Annotated in this window: 17 protein-coding genes; 12 read left to right on the forward strand and 5 right to left on the reverse strand. The window is 65.4% G+C overall.

What is annotated here, in order from left to right; translation table 11 throughout:
- Window positions 1-228: 228 nt before the first annotated feature.
- Window positions 229-1,884, reverse strand: coding sequence for an energy-dependent translational throttle protein EttA (ettA, locus tag EU805_RS09870; protein ID WP_129763812.1), 1,656 nt, complete (start codon window positions 1,882-1,884; stop codon window positions 229-231).
- A gap of 127 nt (window positions 1,885-2,011) precedes the next feature.
- On the opposite strand from ettA, the gene EU805_RS09875 reads away from it, so the two are divergent.
- From EU805_RS09875 to EU805_RS09885, 3 genes are all read left to right on the forward strand, one after another.
- Entirely contained in the window at window positions 2,012-2,611 is a 600-nt protein-coding gene (locus tag EU805_RS09875; protein ID WP_129763814.1) for a nicotinate-nucleotide adenylyltransferase, read from the forward strand.
- Window positions 2,612-2,658: 47 nt separating this feature from the next.
- On the forward strand, window positions 2,659-4,188 hold the full coding sequence (gene dacB / locus EU805_RS09880) for a D-alanyl-D-alanine carboxypeptidase/D-alanyl-D-alanine-endopeptidase (protein ID WP_129763815.1): 1,530 nt from the start codon (window positions 2,659-2,661) through the stop codon (window positions 4,186-4,188).
- A 107-nt stretch (window positions 4,189-4,295) separates the two neighbouring features.
- On the forward strand, window positions 4,296-4,553 hold the full coding sequence (locus EU805_RS09885; protein ID WP_129763817.1) for a hypothetical protein: 258 nt from the start codon (window positions 4,296-4,298) through the stop codon (window positions 4,551-4,553).
- 90 nt (window positions 4,554-4,643) lie between these two features.
- On the opposite strand, the gene EU805_RS09890 is transcribed toward EU805_RS09885, so the two are convergent.
- On the reverse strand, window positions 4,644-5,063 hold the full coding sequence (locus EU805_RS09890) for a tellurite resistance TerB family protein (protein ID WP_129763818.1): 420 nt from the start codon (window positions 5,061-5,063) through the stop codon (window positions 4,644-4,646).
- A gap of 110 nt (window positions 5,064-5,173) precedes the next feature.
- On the opposite strand from EU805_RS09890, the gene EU805_RS09895 reads away from it, so the two are divergent.
- The 3 genes from EU805_RS09895 (at window position 5,174) to EU805_RS09905 (ending at window position 9,641) form a co-directional block, all read left to right on the forward strand.
- Window positions 5,174-6,754 (forward strand): lysine--tRNA ligase, encoded by a 1,581-nt coding sequence (locus EU805_RS09895; protein ID WP_129763820.1) that lies wholly within the window; start codon window positions 5,174-5,176, stop codon window positions 6,752-6,754.
- Between the two features lie 64 nt (window positions 6,755-6,818).
- Complete coding sequence (locus EU805_RS09900) at window positions 6,819-7,247, forward strand: DUF4864 domain-containing protein (protein WP_129763821.1); 429 nt, start codon at window positions 6,819-6,821, stop codon at window positions 7,245-7,247.
- Between the two features lie 105 nt (window positions 7,248-7,352).
- Complete coding sequence (locus EU805_RS09905; protein WP_129763822.1) at window positions 7,353-9,641, forward strand: glycosyl hydrolase family 28-related protein; 2,289 nt, start codon at window positions 7,353-7,355, stop codon at window positions 9,639-9,641.
- 15 nt (window positions 9,642-9,656) lie between these two features.
- Here EU805_RS09905 and EU805_RS09910 read toward each other — a convergent pair whose 3' ends face one another.
- Together EU805_RS09910 and EU805_RS09915 are read right to left on the reverse strand one after the other, a co-directional pair.
- Complete coding sequence (locus EU805_RS09910; RefSeq protein WP_129763823.1) at window positions 9,657-10,322, reverse strand: hypothetical protein; 666 nt, start codon at window positions 10,320-10,322, stop codon at window positions 9,657-9,659.
- 47 nt (window positions 10,323-10,369) lie between these two features.
- Window positions 10,370-10,882: a YdcF family protein gene (locus EU805_RS09915; RefSeq protein ID WP_242494115.1), complete on the reverse strand. Its 513-nt coding sequence runs from the start codon at window positions 10,880-10,882 to the stop codon at window positions 10,370-10,372.
- Window positions 10,883-11,036: 154 nt separating this feature from the next.
- Between EU805_RS09915 and acs the strand changes: the two genes are divergently transcribed.
- Window positions 11,037-12,992, forward strand: coding sequence for an acetate--CoA ligase (gene acs / locus EU805_RS09920; protein WP_129763825.1), 1,956 nt, complete (start codon window positions 11,037-11,039; stop codon window positions 12,990-12,992).
- A gap of 100 nt (window positions 12,993-13,092) precedes the next feature.
- On the opposite strand, the gene EU805_RS09925 is transcribed toward acs, so the two are convergent.
- Window positions 13,093-13,662 carry a hemerythrin domain-containing protein gene (locus tag EU805_RS09925; protein ID WP_129763826.1) on the reverse strand — a complete coding sequence of 190 codons (570 nt, stop codon included), beginning with the start codon at window positions 13,660-13,662 and terminating at the stop codon, window positions 13,093-13,095.
- Window positions 13,663-13,919: 257 nt separating this feature from the next.
- On the opposite strand from EU805_RS09925, the gene EU805_RS09930 reads away from it, so the two are divergent.
- The 5 genes from EU805_RS09930 to EU805_RS09950 all read left to right on the forward strand — a co-directional run bounded on the left by EU805_RS09930 (window position 13,920) and on the right by EU805_RS09950 (window position 19,514).
- On the forward strand, window positions 13,920-15,551 hold the full coding sequence (locus EU805_RS09930) for a peptide ABC transporter substrate-binding protein (RefSeq protein ID WP_129763827.1): 1,632 nt from the start codon (window positions 13,920-13,922) through the stop codon (window positions 15,549-15,551).
- 101 nt (window positions 15,552-15,652) lie between these two features.
- On the forward strand, window positions 15,653-16,576 hold the full coding sequence (gene oppB, locus EU805_RS09935; protein WP_129763828.1) for an oligopeptide ABC transporter permease OppB: 924 nt from the start codon (window positions 15,653-15,655) through the stop codon (window positions 16,574-16,576).
- A 10-nt stretch (window positions 16,577-16,586) separates the two neighbouring features.
- Window positions 16,587-17,513 (forward strand): ABC transporter permease subunit, encoded by a 927-nt coding sequence (locus EU805_RS09940; RefSeq protein ID WP_129763829.1) that lies wholly within the window; start codon window positions 16,587-16,589, stop codon window positions 17,511-17,513.
- Window positions 17,514-17,538: 25 nt separating this feature from the next.
- On the forward strand, window positions 17,539-18,507 hold the full coding sequence (locus EU805_RS09945; protein ID WP_129763830.1) for an oligopeptide/dipeptide ABC transporter ATP-binding protein: 969 nt from the start codon (window positions 17,539-17,541) through the stop codon (window positions 18,505-18,507).
- Window positions 18,504-19,514, forward strand: a complete 1,011-nt coding sequence (locus tag EU805_RS09950; RefSeq protein WP_129763831.1) for an oligopeptide/dipeptide ABC transporter ATP-binding protein — start codon at window positions 18,504-18,506, stop codon at window positions 19,512-19,514. Before EU805_RS09945 ends, EU805_RS09950 begins: the two co-directional genes overlap by 4 nt.
- The last annotated feature ends 9 nt before the right edge of the window (window positions 19,515-19,523 follow it).

Here is a 19,523-nt window from a genome sequence, read left to right on the forward strand (position 1 = left end):
CGGGATGGCGTAGTCAGTGCATCGAGAGCGCTGGCCGCCGTATGAAGGGAGGACCGAGGGTCGGATGGTAACGTCTGCACACCCCGTATGCGGGATACGGCACTTAAAATCAAGATTGAATTGACGGGATGCCGCCACTCCGCGCCATTCCGCCAAGGGCATGCGAAGGGTGGACGACAGGCCGACGGCGCCATCAGCGCAGCCGTCGGCCTGAAGGGGCGCGTTGCGTTAGCGCGTGAACTTCTTGTGCTTCATGCGCTTGGGCTCCATCGCGTCGGCGCCGAGGCGGCGTTTCTTGTCTTCCTCGTAGTCCTCGAAGTTGCCCTGGAACCACTCGACGTGGGCGTCGCCTTCGAAGGCGAGGATATGGGTGCACAGGCGGTCGAGGAAGAAGCGGTCGTGGCTGATGATGACCGCACAGCCGGAGAAGTTCGACAGGGCGTCTTCCAGCGCGCGCAGGGTCTCGACGTCGAGGTCGTTGGTCGGCTCGTCGAGGAGCAGCACGTTGCCGCCGTCCTTCAGGAGCTTGGCCATGTGGACGCGGTTGCGCTCACCGCCCGACAGGAGGCCGACTTTCTTCTGCTGGTCGCCGCCCTTGAAGTTGAAGGCCGAGCAATAGGCGCGCGAGTTCATCTGCGCGTCGCCCAGCGGAATGATCTCGGCCCCGCCGGTGATCTCCTCCCAGACGGTGGCGTCGGGGTCGAGCGCGTCGCGGCTTTGATCGACGTAGGACAGCTTGACCGTGTCGCCGTATTCAACGGTGCCCTCGTCGGGTTCCAACTGGCCGGTGAGCATGGAGAAGAGCGTCGATTTACCCGCACCGTTGGGACCGATGACGCCGACGATGCCGCCGGGGGGCAGGTCGAAGGACAGGCCTTCGACCAGCAGCTTGTCGCCCATGCCCTTCTTGAGATTCTCGACCTCGATCACCTTGGAGCCCAGGCGCGGGCCGTTGGGGATGATGATCTGGGCGCGGCCGACCTGGTCGCGTTCGGACTGGCTGGCAAGGTCGTTGTAGGCGCTGATCCGGGCCTTGGACTTGGCCTGCCGGGCCTTGGCGCCCTGGCGCATCCATTCGAGTTCGCGTTCCAGCGTCTTCTGCTTGGACTTGTCCTCCTTGGCCTCGCGTTCGAGCCGCTTGGCCTTGGCTTCCAGCCAGGAGGAGTAGTTGCCTTCGTGCGGGATGCCGGACCCGCGGTCGAGTTCGAGGATCCAGCCGGTGATCGCGTCGAGGAAGTAGCGGTCGTGGGTGACGATCAGGATCGTGCCCTTGTAGTCGATCAGGTGCTGCTGGAGCCAGGCGATGGTCTCGGCGTCGAGGTGGTTGGTCGGCTCGTCGAGCAGCAGCATGTCGGGTGCTTCGAGAAGCAGCTTGCAGAGCGCCACGCGGCGCTTTTCACCGCCCGAGAGTGTGGTCACGTCGGCGTCGTCGGGGGGGCAGCGCAGCGCCTCCATGCTGACGTCGATCTGGGCGTCGAGATCCCAGAGGTTCTGGCTGTCGATCTCGTCCTGGAGGGTCGCCATCTCCTCGGCGGTCTCGTCGGAGTAATTCATGGCAAGCTCGTTGAAGCGGTCGAGCTTGGCCTTCTTCTCGGCCACGCCCAGCATGACGTTCTCGCGCACGCTGAGCGCGGCGTCGAGCTCGGGTTCCTGCGGCAGGTAGCCCACCTTGGCGCCTTCGGCGGCCCAGGCCTCTCCGCTGAAATCCTTGTCCTGCCCGGCCATGATGCGCATCAGCGTCGACTTACCGGTGCCGTTCACGCCGACGACGCCGATCTTCACGCCGGGCAGGAAATTCAGGCGGATGTTCTCGAACACCTTCTTGCCGCCGGGGTAGGTCTTGGACACGCCGTCCATGAAGTAAACGAACTGATAGCTGGCCATGGGGTGCACCGTCTGAAGGAAGGGAGTTTCGGCTCTCTTATCCTCGCGCGGGGCGCGGGGCAATCGTGTCGGGTTGCACCCGCGGCCGGTTTGAGGGTTTATCGCGCCGAACGAAGGGGGAGCGCGGATGCAAGGTTGGCCTGTCGCACGGGCGGGGCAGACGGTGGGGCTGCTGGGGGGGTCCTTCGATCCGGCCCACGCGGGTCACGTGCATCTGACCGAACAGGCGCTGGCGCGTTTCCGGCTCGACTGGGTGTGGTGGCTGGTCAGCCCGGGCAATCCCCTGAAGGCGCGGGGACCGGCCCCGCTGGAGGACCGGCTGGCGGCGGCGCGGGGGCTGATGCGGCATCCCAGGGTGCAGGTGACGGGGATCGAGACGGACCTGGGCACGCGCTACACCGCGCAGACGCTGCGGGCACTGACCGCACGCTATCCGGGCGTGCGGTTCACCTGGCTGATGGGGGCCGACAACCTGACGCAGTTCCATCGTTGGCAGGATTGGCGATGGATCATGTGCCGCGTGCCGATCGGCGTCCTGGCGCGGCCGGGGGACCGGATCTCGGCCCGGACGGGCATGGCGGCGCGCGTGTTCCGCGCGGCGCAACTGGGCGAGGACCGGGCGCCGGTCCTGGCGCGCACCCCGGCGCCGGCCTGGTGTTTCCTGAACATGCCGATGGTGGCCCTGTCGTCGACGGCGATCCGATCCGGCGGGATATCGCATCTGTGAGCGGGTCCGCGTTGCCAGCGGGCTGCAAAGGCAAGTAGGACTTCGGCATGACAGCACTTCACCCCACACGATTGACCCGCCGTGCCCTGCTTGCCGGGCTGTTCGCAAGTGGTGCGGGGGCGGCTCTCGGCGGTCCCAGCAGCACGTTGCGCCCCGTGCCGCGACCGGGCAGCGTCAGCGCAGCGCAGAGCGCGCTCGACGCGCGGCCCGCGCTGCGCACGACGGCGGCCGACCTGATCCGCGAAGCGGGGCTGGACGGCCAGACCGGCTTCGCCATCCGCGACGTGGACGGACGCGGGTTTCTGGAGCGGGTCGAGGCCGACGTGCAGCGCCCCCCTGCCAGCGTGACCAAGGCGGTGACCGCCCTTTATGCGCTGGAGACACTCGGCGCGGATCACCGGTTCTCGACCCGCGTGCTGGCGACGGGGCCGGTCGAGGACGGCATCGTGCAGGGCGACCTGATCCTGGCGGGCGGCGGCGATCCGACGCTGGCGACCGATGACCTCGTCGGTCTGATCGCCGATCTGCGCGCGCAAGGGATCACCGGGATCACCGGGCGGTTCGTCGCCTGGGGCGGCGTCATTCCCGGCGTCAAGGAGATCGAGCCCGGCCAGCTGGATCAGTTGGGCTACAACCCCTCGCTGGGCGGTCTGAACCTGAACTACAACCGGGTCTATTTCGGCTGGGAGCGGTCGGGCAGCGGATATACCGTCACCATGGACGGCCGCAGCGAGACGGTTCGGCCCGCGGTGACGATGGCCACGGTCGAGATCGTGGACCGGTCCACCCCGGTCTATACCTACAGCGAGGGCAACGGCGTCGACCAGTGGACCGTGGCGCGCGGTGCCTTGGGGAACGCCGGCTCGCGCTGGCTGCCGGTGCGGTTCCCCGCGGCCTACGCGGGCGAGGTCTTCGCAGCCCTTGCGGAAGACGCAGGCCTGACCTTGCCGAGTGTCGTGGTGGAGGACGAGGCGCCCGAGGGGGAAGAACTGGCCCGCCACGACAGCGAGGTGCTGGTCGAGATCGTCCGCGGGATGCTGCGCTATTCCACCAACCTGACGGCCGAGGCGCTGGGCATGGCCGCGACGGCGGCGCAGGAGGGGGCCGCGCAGGATCTGCGGTCCTCCGCCGCGACCATGGCCGAATGGGCCGGGCGGCGGGCCGGGATCGCGCCGCGGTTTTTGGATCATTCGGGTCTGAGCGATCAGAACCGCATCGCCGCGGCGGAAATGGCGACGCTTTTGTCGGCGGACGGCGTGCGCGCGGTGCTGGAGCCGGTCATGCGCGGGGTCGCGATCGTGGACGATGCGCGCCGGCAGATACCGAACTTTCCGGGCAGCGCGCGGGCAAAGACGGGGACGTTGAATTTCGTCTCGGCGCTGGCGGGGTATGCGATCTCCGGGGAGGGGCGCGTGATGGCGTTCGCGATCTTCAACTACGATCCCGCGGCGCGCGAGGTGTCCAAGCAATCGCTCGACGAACGGCCCGCAGGGACCGCCGGGTTCAACGGGCGTGCGAAGCGGTTGCAGCAGAAGCTGGTTCAACGCTGGCTCGTGCTGGGGGACATAGGCGGATAGCCTCGAAAAGCGGCCACGATAAAATGTTGGATAGTGATGGAACCGGCGCGCGGCTAACAGCGTTTAGACGCGAAGCAAGGCTTATGCCGTAACAGTAAGGACTACCCATGCGCGCACTTCTCGCAATCATCGCCGTCATCGTCGTGGCCGTGATCGTTTACTTCCTCTTTTTCTTCGTCGACGTCGAACAGACCCAGGAAGGCGAACTGCCGGACGTGGACGTGAGCGTCGAGGGTGGCCAGATGCCCGAAGCGGATGTCGAGACCGGTGACATCGAAACCGGTACAGAAACCGTCGAAGTTCCCACCATCGACGTCGAGTCCCCCGAGGAAGAAGCGGCTGAAGAAGAGCTCAACAACAACTGATTTCGTCAGTCGTGAAATGAGCAGGCCCGGACATCGCGTCCGGGCCTTTTTCGTTTCCGGGAGTTTCGATGTTGCCTTTGAGGGGGGCGGTCAGGTGAGCGTCATGTGACGGGCGCGGGCGCCGCGTTCGATGGCGGCGGCATGCAAACGGTCGATGGACAGCTCGTCGCGCACCTCTTCGAGCATCCGCCCCTCGATCGGCCCGATGGAGCCGTTGGCGGCCGCGACCTCGCAGGAGAGGGCGTAGGCCGTCTCGAAAAGGCGCTCGGGCAGGGTTTCGCGGATCAGGCCGAACATGGCCTCCAGCCCGTCGTCCTGGTCCAGAAGATCGAAGACGGTCTGCGTCACCCGCGGCAGACGTTCTGAATCGAAGCCTGCGAAGACCGGCAGGTTGTTGATCACGCTGTTGATCTTGATCAATTCCGAGGTCCGGATATCGGCGTCCGAGACCGATACGGCGATCATCAGGGCCACGAGGGCATCCTGGGCGGTCATGGTATCTTCGGACATGGGCGAGCTCGATCGACTTGGGGCAGGTCATTTGCATTTATTGACGGCTGCGGCACCGCGCAATAGGAGGGCACGAGTTCCCGACCCCGCAAACCGAAGAGAGACTGAGCATGAGCACCCTGCGCGACGCCGCGATGACATCGAAGGCCTGGCCGTTCGAAGAGGCACGCCGGGTTCTCAAACGCTACGAGAAGAAGGACCCCGAGAAGGGCTACGTGCTGTTCGAGACGGGTTACGGTCCCTCCGGCCTGCCGCATATCGGCACCTTCGGCGAGGTTGGACGCACGACGATGATCCGCCGCGCCTTCGAGGTGATCAGCGACATTCCGACGAAACTTCTGTGCTTTTCCGACGACATGGACGGGATGCGCAAGATACCCGGCAATGTCCCCGATCCCAAGGCACTGGAGCCCTACCTGCAGCGCCCCCTGACATCGGTGCCCGATCCCTTCGGCACGCATGGCAGTTTCGGCGCGCATATGAATGCCCGGCTGAACAACTTCCTCGACACGTTCGGGTTCGAGTACGAGTTCGCGAGCGCGACCGATTACTATCGCGGCGGCCGGATGGACGAGATCCTGCTGCGCGCGGCGGAGCGCTACGACGACATCATGGCGATCATGCTGAAGTCCCTGCGCGACGAACGGCGCGAGACCTATTCCATCTTCCTGCCGATCAGCCCTTCGACGGGGCGGGTGCTTTACGTGCCGATGAAGGAGGTCACCAAGGACGGGCGGATCACCTTCGAGGACGAGGACGGCACCGACGTGACCGTGCCGGTGACGGGAGGCAACGTGAAGCTGCAATGGAAGCCGGATTTCGGCGCGCGCTGGGCCGCACTGGGCGTCGATTTCGAGATGTACGGCAAGGACCATGCCGCCAACACGCCGATCTACGACGGGATCTGCAAGGTGCTGGGCGGGCGTCCGCCGGAGCATTTCACCTACGAGCTGTTCCTCGACGACCAGGGGCACAAGATCTCGAAGACCTCCGGCAACGGGCTGACCATCGACGAATGGCTGACCTATGCGGCGACGGAGACGTTGAGCTACTTCATGTACCTCAAGCCGAAGACCGCCAAGCGGATGCATTTCGACGTGATCCCCAAGGCGGTGGACGAGTATCATCAGCAGTTGCGCGCCTACGCCGATCAGGACGAGACTGCCCGGCTTAACAACCCGGTGTTCCACATTCACGGTCACGACGTGCCGTCGTCGGACATGGTCGTGTCGTTCTCGATATTGCTGAACCTGGCCAGCGTCTCTGGGGCCGAGGACAAGGAGACCTTGTGGGGCTTCATCCGGCGCTACGCCCCTGAGGCGACCGCCGAGACCCATCCGCAGATGGACCGCGCGGCGGGATTCGCGGTCCAGTACTACAACGACTTCGTGAAGCCGCAGAAGGTCTACCGCGCCCCCGATCCGCGGGAACGGGCGGCCTTGGAGGAACTGGCCCAGCGGCTTCGTGACTGGGATGGAGGCCTCGATGCGGAAGGTCTGCAGTCCGAGGTCTTCGCCGTCGGCAAGGCGCATGGCTTCGAGCCGCTGCGCGCGTGGTTCACCGCGCTTTACGAGGTGCTGCTGGGCGCGAGCCAGGGACCGCGTTTCGGTGGGTTCATAGCCCTTTACGGCATCGACGAGACGATCGCCCTGATCGAGGCGGCGCTGCGCGGGGATCTCGCGACCGGGTGAGGTGAAACCCTTCGGGCAGGGTTCGCGTATATTCGTGTGAGACACTCACATGGGGAGATCTGCGATGCGTATCCTGACCCTTGCCGCGGCGGCCTGCCTGACCTGTGCGCCTGTCCTGGCGCAGGAGGCCGCGGAGCCGCCTGCGCAGGTGCAATCGCAAGGGATCGAGGCCGTGATCGGCGCGCAGCTCGATGCCTTTCGCGGGCGCGACGTGGGGGCCGCCTGGCAGTACGCGAGCCCGATGATCCAGCGCCTGTTCGGCGGGCCCGGCAACTTCGGCCGGATGGTCGAGAAGGGCTATCCCATGGTCTGGGACAACTCATCGGCCCGGTTCGTGGCGACCCGGACCGAAGGCGGCCGCACCTACCAGCAGGTCATGATCCAGGATGCGACGGGTCGGTTGCACATGCTGGAATACGCGATGATTCCCGAGGGGGACAGCTGGCTGATCGACGGCGTGCAGCTTCTGCCTCTGCCCGACGTGGGCGTGTAAGCCGTGTTGCGCCGTCACCGGGCGGCGGTCCCGGGCGCGCTTAACTTCTGACGCCTATCCCCCTTCGCGACACCCGGACCGGTCCGGCCAAGCGAGGGATAGGCAATGAACAAAGCAATCACCGATGGAATCGTATTTCAGCCGCTGCCGTTCGGCGCCGGCCTGTCGGTCTGGTCGAGCGGCGATGGAACACCCGGATCGGACACCTACGCGACCAGCGGCTCGGGGGTCTTCGTGCCCTCCGACCCGGATTTCGGCGGCAGCCTGGAGGTGCAGAAGACCCAAACCGTCCAGCGCGTTCGATACATGGGCGAGACGCCCCTGCTGCCCGACACCTACCTGCGGATCACGGCGCGGGTGAAGGCGATCGCGGGGCCGCTGCCGGCGGTGCGGATCTCGGGCTATCCCGGGCTGCCGGGGGGCGGCGAGGCGGATGTGCCGACCAAGGTCGGGCCGCAGACGCAGCTTACGACCTATGGTGAGGTGGTCGAGATTTCGGCCATCGTGGGGCCGGGGGACCGCACAGGGGTCGACCTGGTCTGGCAGGATCCCGTTTACGGGCACTTCGGGATCGATCTTGTCGGGCCATCGGGCGGGCTGGTCCGCGTCGATGATATCGTGATCGAGGATTACACGCTCGTCTTCCTGCGGGAGCTGATCTCGATGGTCGACGTGGTCGATTACGGGGCCAGGGGGGACGGCACTACGGACGATTCCGCGGCCTTCGAGGCGGCGGATGCCGCGGCCGACGGGCGCGAGATCCTGGTTCCCGACGGCACGTTCCGTCTTGCGCAGGATGTCTCGATCAAATCCAAGATCCGGTTCGAGGGCCGGGTGACGCAGCCCGACGACAAGCGGCTGATCCTCGAGAACGGATTCGACCTGCGGCTTTATATGGAGGCCTTCGGGGACGAGGAGCAGGCCTTTCGCAAAGCCTATCAGGCGCTGCTGAACTTCTCGGATCACGAATCGCTCGACATGTGCGGGATCCGCGTGACGCTGACCGAACCGCTGGACATGCAGGCCTGCGATCCGGGGCGCACGATCTACGCGACCCGGCGCGTGGTGCGCAATGGCCAGTTCCAGCCCGCGAACAACACCAACTGGGACACGACGAGCGTGACCTCGGGGGCGAACTATTCCCTAACGGACGACCAGCGGCTGACCAACGTCGACAACGTGGCCAACATTCCCGTGGGATCGCTGGTGACCGGTTCGGGCGTCGGCCGCGAGGTTTACGTGACCGCGCGGAACGTGGGCAACCGGACGCTGGACCTGAGCCAGCCGCTCTACGATGCCGCGGGGCGGCAGACATTCGGGTTCACCCGGTTCAAGTATCTGCTCGATTTCTCGGGCTACGACGATCTCAAGCAGTTCGTGCTGGACGATATCGAGTTCCAGTGCGCGGGCAAGGCGAGCGGGATCCTTCTGGCGCCGGCGGGCCTCATCTTCCACGTGCGTGACTGCTTCATCACCAGGCCCAAGGATCGCGGGATCACCTCTCACGGGCGCGGTTGCCAGGGGATGATGATCGACCGCTGCAATTTCGCCTCGAACGAGCAGAACCTGAGGGTGCAGGACCGCACCACCATCGGCTTCAACTCCAACGCGGAGGACGTGAAGATCCGGGACAACCGCTGCGCGCTGTTCAAGCATTTCGGCGTGATCGGCGGCGGCGGCGGGACCATCGTCGGCAATCATTGGTTCAACGGCGACGGCATTCGCGACGGGGTCCGGGTCGCGGGGCTCATCTTCGCCACGCCCAACTGCCGGTCGGTGGTAACGGGCAACTACATCGACAACGGCTGGATCGAGTGGACCAACGAGTACGAATCGGAGCCGCGTTTCGCCAACCAGTTCTCCTTCGGTGGGCTGACGGTCACGGGCAATCATTTCATCTCGATCGCGTCGGGGTCGAGTTTCGTGTTCGTCCGGGTCAAGCCTTACGGGCCGGGGCATTTCATCCAGGGGTTCTCGATGACCGGGAACGTGTTTCGCACGATCAACGGGACCATCGACCGGATCGAAGACGTCGACACGAGTTTCGCCGATCTGGATTACTCGCGGATGCGCTTGATCGAGATTTCGGGCAATGCGTTCAACGGCGTGGAGGAGCCGTGCTACAATCCCGCGTCGCTGATCCATACCCAAGGGTCAGCTTCGTCAAGTTGGGTGTCGAATACCGCACCGATGCTTCCGTTCCTGGGGCGGGCGCGAACGGTGGACGGCTTCGCGATGGTGCAGGCGGTACGGACCGGGTCCGGCGCGGAGGTGAGCGAGACACCCTGGGTCGAAACCTCCTTCGGCAGTTCCGGACGGTCGGTGCGGTTCAACTTCACCCGGCCCGTGCGGGGCGCGGTGCGCTATACCGTGCGGATCGACAACCCGACGTGACACCGGGGCCGGGGGTCAGAAGTTCAACCATGTCTCGAACTTGAGCGCGCTCCCCCGGTCCCCCGTCAGCGCCTGGACGGCGCCGAGGTTCAATTTGACCCGGTCGTTCACGGTCCAGATGACGGTCGGGCTGATCTTGGCGTAGTGATCGCCGGTGAAGCCCGTCCCGGTCTGGATCTGGAACGTGGTCGTGATCCGGTCGGTCCAGTTATGCCCCCAAGTGAAATCCGCCTTGGGGCGCCAGGTCCGAACTTCCGTGCCGTAGGTCACGGTCCCGTCGAAGGCCAGCCATCCCGATCCGGTCGATTGGCCGAGGGACAGGGCGGGGCGTATCAACGCCTCTTCGGTGCCGTCGTTGTTCTGACGGTAGCCGAGTCCAAAACCCGCCATTCGGCGCAGATCGGCCTCCGGATCGCCAAAGGGGGTCATGGCGAAGACGAAGGTGGAGAAGATCCGGCCCGCGTCGGCGGTGTGAAGATCGGTGCCGAGCGTGAGCCTGGGGCTGAACCCGTATTCCGCGTAGAGCGTCGGGTCGTAATGGACGGGAAGCCGGGCGCCTTCGGACAGAAGGAAGTTCCCGCCGGCCGCAATGAAGAGATCGCCCTCTTCCCGCGGCCAGGCCCCGGCCCGCAGCATCGTGGCCGCCAAGATGAGCAGGATGGCGAGCGATATGGATTTCATGCGAACCCCCTCGCGGACCATGAACCGCGAGAAGGGTAAAGAAGCGGTTAATCGCGCCCGAGCCGTCTGAGCCGCAGGGCGTAGGCAGGCAGGGCAAGGAGCTCGCGGCCGACCTGGTAAGCCAGGGTGCGTTTGCGCGCGCCCTTGAGCGGCGGGCTGCGCAGCGACGCGCTCAGCCCGAAGGCACGGGCCGTCATCAAGGCGCGGGGGCCGTGGGTCAGGTCGGTGACAAGGATCACGCGGCGCGCGCCGACCCGGTGCAGGATCGGCAGGCTGAAGACGATGTTCTCGAGCGTGGTCGTGGACCGGTCTTCGATGTCGATGGCGGCGGCAGGCACTCCGTCGTCGCAGAGCAGGTCGCGGATCGCCTTCGCCTCGGTCGGCGGGTGGCGGCCCAGGCCGCCGCTGGCGATCACGTGGGAGGCGACGCCCGCGTGATAGGCATCGGAGGCTGCGCGGCAGCGTCGTCGCAGCGCGGGCGACGGCCCATCGGACCAGACCGCGGCGCCCAGCACCAGCAACACCGTGCGGGACGGGTCCGAGTCAAGGATTTTACCCAACTGCATCGCCCCTTGTGTTCGGATTGACAGTGCGCCGCCCAGCGGTGACGGTCGTGCTTGGAAATGTCGTCCCTCGCGTCATCTTGCGCAAGGAGGGCCGCCCCGGGGTGGCGCGGGTCGCAGACCCGGACACGAAGTGATGGAGGAGGATCCCATGACCGAGAGCACGAAAACCTATCCGCCCGCCGCAGATGTGGCCGCCGCCGCCCATGCCGACAAGGCCACCTACGAGAAGATGTATGCCGCCTCGGTCGACGATCCGGCGGCGTTCTGGGGGGAGCACGGCAAGCGGCTCGATTGGATCACGCCTTACACGACGGTCAAGAACACCAGTTTCGCGCCGGGGAACATCGACATCAGGTGGTTCGAGGACGGCACGCTGAACGTCGCGGCCAATTGCATCGACCGCCACCTGGCCGAGCGGGGCGAGCAGACCGCCATCATCTGGGAACCGGACGATCCCGACGCGGAGGCCCAGCATATCACCTACCAGCAATTGCACGCCCATGTGTGCAAGTTCGCCAACGTGCTCAAGGACCTTGGCGTGGGCAAGGGCGACCGCGTGGTCATCTACCTGCCGATGATCCCGCAGGCGGCCTACGCCATGCTGGCCTGCGCGCGGATCGGGGCCATTCACTCGGTCGTCTTCGCGGGGTTCTCGCCCGATGCGCTGGCCGCCCGCGTCAACGGGTCCGAGGCTAAGGTCGTCATCACCGCCGACGAGGCCCCCCGCGGGGGCAAGAACACCCCGCTCAAGATCAACGCAGACCGCGCCTTCGAGAAGATCGAGGTCGACGCGAAGATGCTGGTCGTGAAGCGCTCGGGCGGCGAGATCACCATGAAGGATGGCCGGGATCACTGGCTGCACGAAGCCGAGGACCGGGTCGGCAACGACTGCGAACCGGAGGCGATGAACGCCGAGGACCCGCTGTTCATCCTCTATACCTCGGGGTCCACCGGGCAGCCGAAGGGTGTCGTTCACACCACCGGCGGCTACCTCGTCTATGCGTCGATGACGCACGCGTACACCTTCGATTACAAGGACGGGGACGTGTTCTGGTGCACCGCCGACGTGGGCTGGGTCACCGGTCACAGCTACATCGTCTACGGACCGCTCGCCAACGGGGCGACGACGGTCATGTTCGAGGGCGTGCCGACCTACCCGGACGCGGGCCGCTTCTGGCAGGTCTGCGAGGAGCACAAGGTCAACCAGTTCTACACCGCGCCCACCGCGATCCGGGCGCTGATGGGCAAGGGCGACGAATACGTCGAAAAATACGATCTGAGCGCGCTCAAGGTTCTGGGCACCGTGGGCGAGCCGATCAACCCCGAGGCCTGGACCTGGTATCACGAGGTCGTCGGCAAGGGCCGCGTGCCGATCGTCGACACCTGGTGGCAGACCGAGACGGGCGGGCATCTACTGACACCGCTTCCGGGTGCGACGGACACCAAGCCCGGATCGGCCACGCTGCCGTTCTTCGGCGTGAAGCCCGTGGTCCTGGAGCCCGAATCCGGGCAGGAAATCGCCGAGACCGAAGCCGAAGGCGTGCTGTGTATCACGGACAGCTGGCCGGGGCAGATGCGCACGATCTGGGGCGATCACGAGCGGTTCGAGCAGACCTATTTCAGCCAGTACAAGAATCACTACTTCTCGGGCGACGGGTGCCGTCGCGATGCAGATGGCTACTACTGGATCACCGGGCGCGTCGACGACGTCATCAACGTCTCGGGCCACCGGATGGGCACCGCCGAGGTGGAAAGCGCGCTCGTCGCCCACAAGGCCGTCAACGAGGCGGCCGTGGTGGGCTATCCGCACGACATCAAGGGGCAGGGGATCTATGCCTACGTCTCGCTCATGGCGGGGCAGGAGCCGTCTGACGCGCTGCGGCAGGACCTGTCGGACTGGGTCAGAATGGAGATCGGACCGATCGCCAAGCCCGACCTGATCCAGTTCGCACCGGGCCTGCCGAAGACCCGGTCCGGCAAGATCATGCGCCGGATCCTGCGCAAGATCGCCGAGGACGATTACGGCACGCTGGGCGATACCTCGACGCTGGCGGAGCCGGAGGTCGTGGACGACCTGATCGAGAACCGGATGAACAAGGGCTGAGGATACGGGCGAGCCGGGCCGGTGTGGTCACCGTTCCCTGGATAGAGAAGACCGGCGTCGTGGTTGCGGCGCCGGTCTTCTTCGTCTTCAGGGGCGCGGCCTAGCGCAGTTCGGAGCTGCCGAACTTGAGGATGACGGGAACGATGATCTCTTCCTCGTCGGTCAGGTGACGGTCCAGGAACCGGGCCATGGTGGACAGGTTGCCCTGGAAACGTCCGGCCTCGTCCTGCAGCAGGTCGCGATCGCCCACCTGGCGCAGCGTGGCATTGGCCCCTTCTGCGAAGGCGTTGAGGTGGCCGTCCAGCGCCTTGTGATCGGCATCCAGGATATCGAAGGCCCGCTCGATCCGGGCATCCTTCTTCACCAGCCGGGGGAAGTAGTGGGCGTCCTCGATCATGTGATGCTCGTGCAGGCCGTTCACGAACATGCCACCGTACCGCGACAGTTCCTGCGCGAAGGCACGTTCGTCGACCTTGCGGTCGATCAGCGCCTCTGTCCCGGTTTCCATCCGTTCCATCAGGCGGCGGAACATCAGGTGGCGATCCAGCCAGAACTTGATCAGCTCGTCGAATCCCGGGTCCACCGTCCACCCCTCGCGCGGGTATTCGGCCAGCAGGACACGCAAGGCATCGGGCAAGGCAGTGCGGGTTTCCAGCGCAACGTCGGTCATGGCAGGCAGATCTTTCGAACAGGTCAAGTCTTTGCTTTCGCCACGAGGTGTGCTGAAAGCGCTCAAGTTTCAAGCGTTGCCACTGTGGCAAAACATTCGTGCACACCTGCGGAAATGCGCAGGTTACGTCGGGACTCCCCCAGAGGTTGCTTGCAAATCCGACTTATTGGTCAAAGAATGGCCCATCGGCAGCGACATCGCTGCGCGTATCTGCATAGGACAGGGCGATCAACAGCCCGTCGAAAGGGAGACCCCTCATGACTTTCACCAGACGCCATCTCATGGCTTCCACCGCGGCCCTCATGGTGCTGAGCGGAACCACCGCGATCGCCCAGAGCGAGGTGCCCGCCGACGCCAACCTCGCCGCGGACCAGACCTTCACCTACCGCGTGGGCGACGAGAGCCCCTCCATCGATCCGGGCAAGGTCGAGGACGTCGACGGGTCCGACGTGGTCCGCGACCTGTTCGAAGGGCTCTACAACCAGGACGCCGACGGCAACCTCGTGCCGGGCGTGGCACTGGATCACACCGTGTCCGACGACGGTCTGACCTACACGTTCAACCTGCGCGAAGACGCGATGTGGTCGAACGGCGAGCCGGTGACCGCCGGTGATTTCGTCTACGCCTGGAAGCGCGCCGCCTCGCCCGAGCTTGCCAGCCCCTACTCGTGGTTCATCGAGCTGATGAGCATCGAGAACGCCTCTGCCGTGATCGCGGGCGAGATGGAGCCTGACGCGCTGGGCGTCACCGCCATCGACGACACGACGCTGGAAGTGAAGCTTTCCACGCCGCTGCCCTACTTCCCGCAGATGCTGACGCATGGCACGACTTTCCCCGTGCTGCAGTCCAACGTCGAGGAATTCGGCGACGCCTGGACGCAGCCCGGCAACATGGTGTCCAACGGCGCCTACGTGCTGACCGAACTGGTTCCCGGCGAGCGCACCGTCCGCGAGCGCAACGAGATGTACTGGGACAACGAGAACACCACGATCGAACGCGTCGTGAAGCTGGTCGTCCCCGACGAGAACGTGGCCCTGACGCGCTACCTTGCCGGCGAGCTGGACCGGACCGACGTGCCCGCAGGCCAGTTCCCGCGCCTGAGCGAGGAATACCCCGAGCAGGCGATCAGCGTGCCGGAAGCCTGCTCCTACTACTACATGTTCAACCTGCGCGAGAACGGCCCGGAAGAGCTCAAGGACGAGCGCGTGCGCAACGCGCTGTCGCTGGCCGTCGATCGCGATATCATCGTCGACGCCGTCCTGGCCGGTGGTCAGAAGCCTGCCTACTACTTCTCCCACTGGGCGACCGCGGGCTTCGAGGAGCCGGAGATCGCCGCCGCTTCGATGACCCAGGAAGAGCGCAACGCGCGCGCCGTCGAGCTTCTGGAGGAGGCCGGTTACGGGTCCGACAACCCGCTGACCATCGACCTCGTCTACAACACCAACGAATCGCACAAGTCCGTGGCCATCGCGGTCAGCCAGATGTGGAAGCAGACGCTGGGCGTCGAAACCACCCTGTCCAACCAGGAATGGCAGACCTTCCTGGACGCGCGCGGTTCGGGCGACTTCGACGTGGCCCGCGGCGGCTGGTGTGCCGACTACAACGAGGCCTCGACCTTCCTCGACCTCATGCAGTCGGGATCGGGCTACAACGACTCCAAGTACGTGAACGAGGAAGTCGATCAGCTCTTGGCCGATGCCAAGACCTCCGAGACCCCCAACGAGCAGTACACGCAGGTCGAGCAGATCATCGCCGAAGAGATGCCGATCATCCCGATCTACCACTACGCGGCGGTCGACATGCTGAGCGACCAGATCGAGAACTGGCCGGTCAACAACTTCGAGCAGAACTGGTACTCGAAGGACCTCTACAAGATCGAAAGCGAGTAAATTCGCAATCCCTCGTGCGCCGCGTCCCTTGCCGGGGGCGCGGCGCACGCTCTTTTTAACGACATGCGTTACGACATGACCCGCACCGGGATGCCCCTGACATGCTGAGCTTCATTCTCAAGCGCCTCGCGATCGCAGTGCCGACGCTGCTGATCCTGGTGGTGCTGTCCTTCGTGCTGATGTACGCGGCCCCCGGCGGCCCGTTCAATTCGGACCGCCCCCTTCCGCCGCAGGTGCTGGCGAACATCGAGGCGAAATACGGTCTCGACCAGCCCTTCTGGAAGCAGATCGTCGACTACGTGACCAACGTGGTCTTCCATTTCGATTTCGGCCCCTCGTTCCAGTACGAGGACCGCACCGTCAACGACGTCATCGCCCAAGGTTTCCCGGTCACGCTGACCTACGGCTTCTGGTCCTTCGTGTTGGCCGTGGTGGTCGGTGTCTCGCTTGGCGTGGCGGCGGCGATCCGCCAGAACTCCTGGCTCGACTACCTGGCCGTCGGGGTCAGCATCGGTGCGCAGGTGCTGCCGAACTTCGTGATGGCGCCCATCCTTCTGCTGATCTTCACCCTTTGGCTGGGCTGGCTGCCGGGCGGCGGCTGGAACGGCGGGCAGTGGCAATACCTGATCATGCCGGTGATCGCGCTCTCCACGTCCTACATGGCCTCGATCGCCCGGATCACCCGCTCCTCGATGCTGGAGGTCCTGAATTCCAACTTCATCCGCACCGCCCGCGCCAAGGGCCTGCCGGGGGGCCGCGTGATCCGCAAGCATGCGCTGAAACCCGCGATGCTGCCGGTCATCAGCTACCTCGGGCCGGCCTTCGTGGGGATGATTACCGGGTCGGTCATCATCGACATCTTCTTTTCCACCGGCGGGATCGGGGTCTATTTCGTGAACTCCGCGTTCAACCGCGATTATTCCGTCATCATGGGCATCACCATCCTGGTGGGCGCGCTGACGATCCTGTTCAACCTTGCCGTCGACGTGATCTACGCCTGGATCGACCCCAAGATCCGGTACTGAAGGAGCTCTCATGCCTGCCTATTCCTCCGACGCGGAACGCCTGATCGAGGTCGGTCACCTGGCCGAGGTGCAGGGCCGTTCGCTCTGGGCCGACGCTCGGACGCGTTTCGTGCGCAACAAGGCCGCGATGGCGGGACTTTTCCTGCTGTTCGTCGTGGCGGCCTTCGCCCTGTTCGGCCAGTTCATCGCCCAATACGAGCGCGACACCATCGACTTCACCCTGATCGGGGCGAACATGCGCCAGGGTGTCCCCTCGATCGAGACGGGGCATTACTTCGGCACCGACGCCAGCGGCCGCGACCTCTTCGCCCGCGTGGTGCAGGGCACGCAGATCTCGCTGATGGTGGGGATCATCGGCGCGCTGGTCGCGGTCATCGTCGGCACGCTCTACGGTGCCATCGCGGGCTACGCGGGCGGGCGGACGGACGACATCATGATGCGGATCGTCGACGTGCTGATGTCGATCCCCTTCATGTTCGTGCTGATCCTGATGCTGGTCATCTTCGGTCGGTCGATCTTCATGCTGTTCCTGGGCATCGGCCTGATCTCCTGGCTGGACATGGCACGGATCGCGCGCGGCCAGACGCTGACGATCAAGAACAAGGAGTTCGTCGAAGTGGCCCACGCCACCGGCGTCGCGCCCTTCAAGATCATCCTCAAGCACATCGTGCCGAACCTGCTGGGCATCGTGATCGTCTACGCGACGCTGCTCGTGCCCAACATGATCATCTTCGAAAGCTTCATCAGCTTCCTCGGCCTGGGCGTGCAGGAACCCAACACCTCGCTGGGCGCGTTGATCTCGGAAGGGGCGTCGAACATGGCCTACGGCGTGCTCTGGCAGCTCTACTTTCCCCTGATCTTCTTCGTGCTGACGATCTTCGCATTCTTCTTCGTGGGCGACGGCCTGCGCGATGCGCTCGATCCCAAGGATCGGTAAGCCCCCGGACTTCGAAAGACCCCTGATGCTACTGAATATCGACAACCTGCGCGTCACCTTCGACACCCCCGACGGAGAAGTGAACGCCGTCAACGGCGTCTCCTTCCAGCTCGACCAGCGCGAGACCCTGGCCATCGTCGGCGAAAGCGGATCGGGCAAGAGCCAGACCGCCTTCGCCATGATGGGCCTGCTCGCGCGCAACGGGAAAGCCTCGGGGCAGGTGAACTTCGACGGCACCGATCTGCTGAAGCTGTCACCGCGCCAGCTCAACAAGGTGCGCTCCGACCAGATCGGGATGATCTTCCAGGACCCGATGACCTCGCTCAATCCCTATATCCGGATCAGCGACCAGATGGCCGAGGTGCTGACCCTGCACAAGGGCATGTCCAAGAAGGACGCACTGCGCGACAGCATCCGGATGCTCGACGCGGTCAAGATCCCGGACGCCGCGAACCGGATCCGGTCCTACCCGCACGAGTTTTCGGGGGGCATGCGCCAGCGGATCATGATCGCCATGTCGCTTCTGTGCCGTCCGCGCCTGCTGATCGCGGACGAGCCGACGACCGCGCTCGACGTGACCGTGCAGGCGCAGATCATGCAGCTTCTGGCCGACATCCGCGACGACTTCGGCACCGCGATCATCCTCATCACCCACGATTTGGGCGTGGTGGCGGGCTTCTGCGACCGCACGCTGGTGCTTTACGGTGGCCAGATCATGGAGGACGGGCCGACCGACCCCACCTTCGCCGATCCCACGCACCCCTATACCCGCGGCCTGCTGCGGGCGGTGCCGCGCCTCGACCGGACCGACGACGAACTGCTCACCATCGCCGGAGAGCCGCCAGACATGTCGCGCCTGCCGCAGGGCTGCCCGTTCTCCGCCCGGTGCGACTACGTGCGCAACGTCTGCCCGAACATCCCGCCAGAGCTGCGGACCTTCGACGGCAACCGCCGCCGCGCCTGCCACGTATCCCGCGAAGAGGTGACCGCATGACCGACCCGATCCTGTCCCTGCGCGATCTGTCCGTGACCTTCGACATCCGGCCCCGCGGTGCCTGGCCCTGGACGAAGTCCCTGACCCTGCACGCGGTGAGCGAGATGTCCTTCGACCTGAAGCCGGGCGAATGCCTGGGCGTGGTGGGCGAAAGCGGCTCCGGCAAGTCGACGCTTGCGCGCGCCATCGTCGGCACGGTGCCGTCGACCTCGGGTCAGATCAACTTCGAGGGGGCGAACCTCGCCGACATGACCCCGCGCCAGCGCCGGATCCATCGCCGCGACGTGCAGATGATCTTCCAGGATCCGCTCGCCGCCCTGAACCCCCGCATGACGGTGGGGGAGATCATCGCCGAACCGCTCGTCACCCACGAACCCGGGCTCGGCCGCGCCGACCGCAAGGCCCGCGTGCAGGAGATGATGAAGCGCGTGGGCCTGCTGCCCAACCTGATCAACCGCTATCCGCACGAATTCTCCGGCGGCCAGTGCCAGCGCATCGGCATCGCGCGCGCGCTGATCCTGCGCCCGAAACTCCTGATCTGCGACGAACCCGTCTCGGCGCTCGACGTCTCGGTGCAAGCGCAAGTGGTGAACCTGCTGCGCGAGCTGCAGCGCGACATGGGGCTGTCGATGATCTTCATCGCGCACGATCTGTCGGTGGTGAAGCATATCTCCGACCGGATCGTGGTCATGTACCTCGGCCGCCAGATGGAGACCGCCAGCGCCGAGGTCATCACCACCCGGCCGGAGCATCCCTATACCCAGGCGCTCATCGCCTCCGTGCCGATTCCCGACCCCGAGCTCGAACGCAAGCGCCCCCGCGCCACCCTGGACGGGGAACTGCCTTCGCCGATCTCGCCGCCGTCGGGCTGCGTCTTCCGCACCCGCTGCCCCAAGGCGCGGCCGTCCTGCGCGGAAGCGGTGCCCCCGATGATCCAGACGGCGCCCGGCCATCGCGTCGCCTGCCCCTACCACGAGGCCGAGGACCTGCTCGCCGCCAGCGCCTGAGCGCCGCGG

Origin of the sequence: Salipiger sp. IMCC34102, assembly GCF_004145405.1 — a bacterium.
Classification (GTDB): domain Bacteria; phylum Pseudomonadota; class Alphaproteobacteria; order Rhodobacterales; family Rhodobacteraceae; genus Loktanella.